We start from the raw sequence: 4,614 nt of genomic DNA, 5'->3' as shown, positions 1-4,614 counted from the left end.
GGGCGTTCCTGTTGAAATGTGGAATACTCCCTGCCGCACAAGCCGACACCGAGTATCCAACATTCCAACAAGGCAATTATCACGACAATTATTAATTTTGAGTGTAGCTACTCAGGGGAAGCTTACGCAAGGAAAGGAATACCAAAAACTACGAAGTTGTTTTACAAGACTCTCTCGTAGGCATCATAGTCGATTATATAGAAGAAAATAATGTAGATGTTAAGTCACGCATAATAACGACGAGCTGGGACGCGAACCTTTTCGAAAGGATATTTACATTTCTAGTACACCACGGCAAATAAATGAAGTTTCGGATAACTTACCTAGTTATTATTCTGTGATCAACGACACTATTGTTGTAATGGTTTTTTTAGGCATTGAAAAGATTGTAAGCCGAAATACCTACCAAATTAATAATGAAATAAAACAAGTGTTAACCAATGCACAAGTCAATTTAAAAGAAAAAATCATTGATGGTGAACTTACTCATGAACCAACATGGCTTTTTAGCTATTGTTCAGGGGATAGTCGTTTGATAAAAATATCTTCCCCCTTAGAACTATTTCATATCCCGTGTGGATACATTTTGCAGCATGATATTTTAAAAAGTGACAATTCATTTATACTCACGAAACGGTAAACATTGCATTGAACCCTCCAACTAGCACAATTCTTCCCTTGATTCCTACCCCGATCTAGCGCAAGTCTTCACCGTATGCTGGTTGAAGTGCTGTGCCCCGAACTACTCCGTGATTAAGCGAAGCGTCACTTGGACCTAAAATGTTTTCAGTCTTCAGACTGATGTCGTGATAATGTGGTAGACGTGATGTTGATGGAATGTAGTAGGGCAGTCTGAAGACTGAATGTATATTGTTGGGTCCAAGTCTCACTCCCTGCAACCAAACACGCAATCACCGAGTATCTCGGGGCATATACTTGAACCAGCTAAGCTAATCACACAATCTACGCAGGAACACCTGTGCTAGTTTGGCACGAAGGCGATGATCAGCCCGCCGCCTATCTGAATTACTTCCTCTTCCTGAGTTACGACAATGCCCAGTCTACGAACTATGTGTACTTCGATTACCTGAACATCACGCTCACCAAGAGTAATGTTATCCAATACAACGATTATTATCCCTTTGGATTGGAAGCCGCAACAAGTTGGACACGCGAGAACAATACCAACAGCTTTCTTTACAATGCCGGCAATGAGTTGAACAAAACTTCAGGCTGGTATGAGATGTTCTACCGCGGCTACGATCCTGCGTTGGGCAGAATGTTACAGGTCGATCCTTATGCTACAAGTTTCGCGTCTTCAACGCCGTACAACTATGCGTTAAATAGCCCCGTGATGGGTAACGATCCTTCGGGCGGTTATGCGTACATGAGCAACAATTTTGGTAGGGAGATGATGGACGCCAGGTCGAGTATGCTGGAAGGTAATGGCTGGGCCATTAGTATGACGCCGTCCGAGTATGGCCGTGGTGCTGGCATGTATCGTGCGTTTGCTACCGCTGGAAGTAGAGGTGTATCGTTGGCTGACTTTTTCGGTGAAACTTTGGCGGGTAATAATGCCGGAGGAACATGGACAAATGGGCGTGCACAATACTTCGCAGACGACGGTGCTGCCGCGATGTGGGTTTTGGAGTTTTTCGACAATCTAATCGGAACAGAACCAGGTGCGTTGGATAAGCTAATTGCCAACGCTGGTTTCGCGGGGGCTACGGTGTTGCGAGCCGTCACAGTGGAAGTGAAGGGAAAGGGTAACTTTGGAGGTGAGCCTTATCGGGCAGATCCCTGGTTGCATTACAGGTTAAATGAAGCTACCTTAGACTATGCAAGTCTTCGGCGCGAGCGTGGTCATGAAGCATTGGATCTGCTTGGGATAATCCCAGGTTTTGGTGAAGCGTTTGATTTCATAAATGGTGTTTGGTATAGTTTCGAAGGCAGAAAGTTAGACGCTGGCTTAAGCTATGCGGCGGTAGTTCCGGTAATAGGAAATGTTGCAACGGGAGCAAAGGTTGGGATTAAGGCAGCGAAAAGGGGAGCTGGTGTTTATGACTTAGGTACTACACTTGGTAAGTACGTTGGTCAATCGAAAGATATAATGGCCCGTGTGACTTCTCACTTTGCAAACGGAGGAAAATTAAGTGCTGGAGAATTACAAAATGCGGTGTTTCATTCAATGCCTGGCTCTACAAAATTGCAAAGAGAAGTTTACGAACAATTTTTAATAAACAAGTGGGGGATAGACAATCTGCTAAATGTCAGAAACCCTATGGGCGGTAGGATGGATCAGTATAATAATATGATAGATGATGTAATTAAGCAATTTGGTTTACCACGATAATGCTATGAATAACGGAATTGAAATATCACCTTATGGTTCATTGCTTGTTTACAAAAAAGGGTATACGGCAGAGGAAGTGCTTTCGATTATTCGGCAACATAACCTTCGTGGGTTACGTATTTTCGCCCAACTTAAAGATGATAGATTACCAGATTTGGATTTTTTGAGTGAATACAATTTTTTGGAAGCTCTAGATATTACAAGCGTTGATGACAGTAGTTTTAGTTTTTTAGATAAGCTTGGCAACTTAAAACACTTGACTGTAAATTGTCCAGGGCAAAATATTATAGACCTAAGCAAGCAGACAGAACTTGAAACTCTAACATTGCATTGGAGAAAGGGGAAGATATTTGGATTGGAAAAATGCAATAGGATTAATTCGTTATGTTTGGTTGATTATACAGAAGAAGACTTTAAGCCAGTAGCGTCGTTGCTGAATTTAGAAGATTTGAAAGTTAAAACCGCCCTTATAACAACCTGCCGTGGCTTGGAAAATCTTACTAAATTAAAATCCATTCTTTTGGGGAACTGCAAGAAATTATCAGAGATAGATGGGTTGAAAGATTTAAAACGACTCATTCATCTTTCTTTTGATTTGTGTCCGCAAATCAGAAATTATACACCCTTACGTTATTTGATAAATTTGGAGACTCTTCAAATTGTGGACTGCAAGGGCGTAAGTTCAATACGGTTTATTGAAAATTTGCCAGCTTTGAAAAGAATTTTATTGTTAGGCAATACAGACGTTTTAGACGGAGATTTAATGCCAGCAAGAAACATCAAAGAAGTGTTTTATAAACATAGGAAGCATTACAACGCCACGATAGAGAATAAGGACAAGGACAATCTTGTAAAAAGTAATGTTGAAAAGATAAAAGGCTTGTTTAAATAAATCAACGTCACCGAGTTTGGAATAGTTTCGAAGGCATAAAGTTAGAAAGCTGGCTTAAGCTGTGCAACGGTAGTACCGGTAATAGGAAATGTTGCAACGGGAGCAAAGGTTGGGATTAAAGCAGCGAAGGGGGTTGTTAAAGCTACAGGCCAAGCACATCATTTACTTTCAAATAGGATTGTAGGTGCATTAAGTAAGCATCCATTTTTAAAAGGAGCATTTTCAAGGCAAGATCCGAGATTTATTTATAATGCGTTAGATTCTGAAGCACATAAAGGTTATCAAACTTGGCATCGTCAGTATGATAAGATGGTTGTAGATTACATACAGGCTAATCCTAATCTAACACCAAGACAATTTCAATCATATTTGCATGATTTATATCAGCAACCTTGGTTACAACAGCGTATTTCGAACGTTAACTTAAAGTGGTAGATATATGGGATTTTATGTTGTAAACAATAGCAGGTTTGATAATAATGGATTTTCATATGGCGAAGAAAAGGGTAAAGTGAATACTGGAGATGCCATTTTCTGTACAGAATGCGACAGTCCATTAACAATGTTAGAATGGCTTCCCCCATTTGAAGTAAAACTTTCAAAAGGGCAATTAGGGGATGTCATTTTTGGAACTTATAACCATTTTATTGTATCAGAAAAGTTTAAGGAGTTGTACCAAAAAAATCGTTTTACGGGAATATTGACTTTTGAGCCTGTTTCTCTATACCAAAAAGGAAAACCCATAATTGATAAATATTATTGCCCTAAAATTGGTTTAAGTGATGTTCACATTGATATTGACAAATCTGGAGTAGTTTTTGACGGAATAGAAGAATGTTCAACTTGCCAGAAAGCGGGCAGGGTAATCAAGAAAATTAATGGACTTTACATTAATAGCGATTCAAGAATGAATGATGATATTTTCTGTACAATGATGTTACCAGGTGATATTATATTTTCAGAACGATTTAAAGAAAATGCAAAAGATCTCTTGAATTTATCATTTATACAAGCAGAGCATTATGTGCCAAGTTGGGTAGTAATATAGATATTAACTTCGTAGTACACTGACTATTTCGCTAAGTGTGACCCACCTATTTCGGTAATGATCTGACCCACCTTTTATCGTAAGCACCCGGCAACTACGTTTCCTAAAACTTAATTGGCAGGAGTTTTTCAATATTATTGACACTTCTCTTTGGAAGCTCTTCAAGCCCATGTGTGAGCCAACCCATCAGTTCGATCGTATCCACCCGACCAACTACATCTTTACCGGCGCATAAATTAGGTATTGCTTTGTGATAAAAAAAAACATGAAGCATTCACCAGAACAAATGCAAGCCACGATAAATGAGTGGAAGAATTCAGG

Annotated in this window: 3 protein-coding genes; all 3 read left to right on the top strand. The window is 39.7% G+C overall.

Annotated features, from left to right (window positions below; all coding sequences use genetic code 11):
* The first annotated feature begins 979 nt into the window (after positions 1-979).
* The 3 genes from DQQ10_RS27580 to DQQ10_RS27570 all read left to right on the top strand — a co-directional run bounded on the left by DQQ10_RS27580 (position 980) and on the right by DQQ10_RS27570 (position 4,293).
* Entirely contained in the window at positions 980-2,353 is a 1,374-nt protein-coding gene (locus DQQ10_RS27580; protein ID WP_165824150.1) for an RHS repeat-associated core domain-containing protein, read from the top strand.
* 4 nt (positions 2,354-2,357) lie between these two features.
* Entirely contained in the window at positions 2,358-3,245 is an 888-nt protein-coding gene (locus DQQ10_RS27575; protein ID WP_112750186.1) for a hypothetical protein, read from the top strand.
* A 439-nt stretch (positions 3,246-3,684) separates the two neighbouring features.
* Positions 3,685-4,293, top strand: a complete 609-nt coding sequence (locus tag DQQ10_RS27570) for a hypothetical protein (RefSeq protein ID WP_112750185.1) — start codon at positions 3,685-3,687, stop codon at positions 4,291-4,293.
* Positions 4,294-4,614 lie beyond the last annotated feature (321 nt).

The organism is Pseudochryseolinea flava (genome assembly GCF_003286915.1).
GTDB lineage: Bacteria > Bacteroidota > Bacteroidia > Cytophagales > Cyclobacteriaceae > Ohtaekwangia > Ohtaekwangia flava.
The sequence above is the reverse complement of the archived record's forward strand: the minus strand, read 5'-3'. Positions and strand labels throughout refer to the sequence as shown.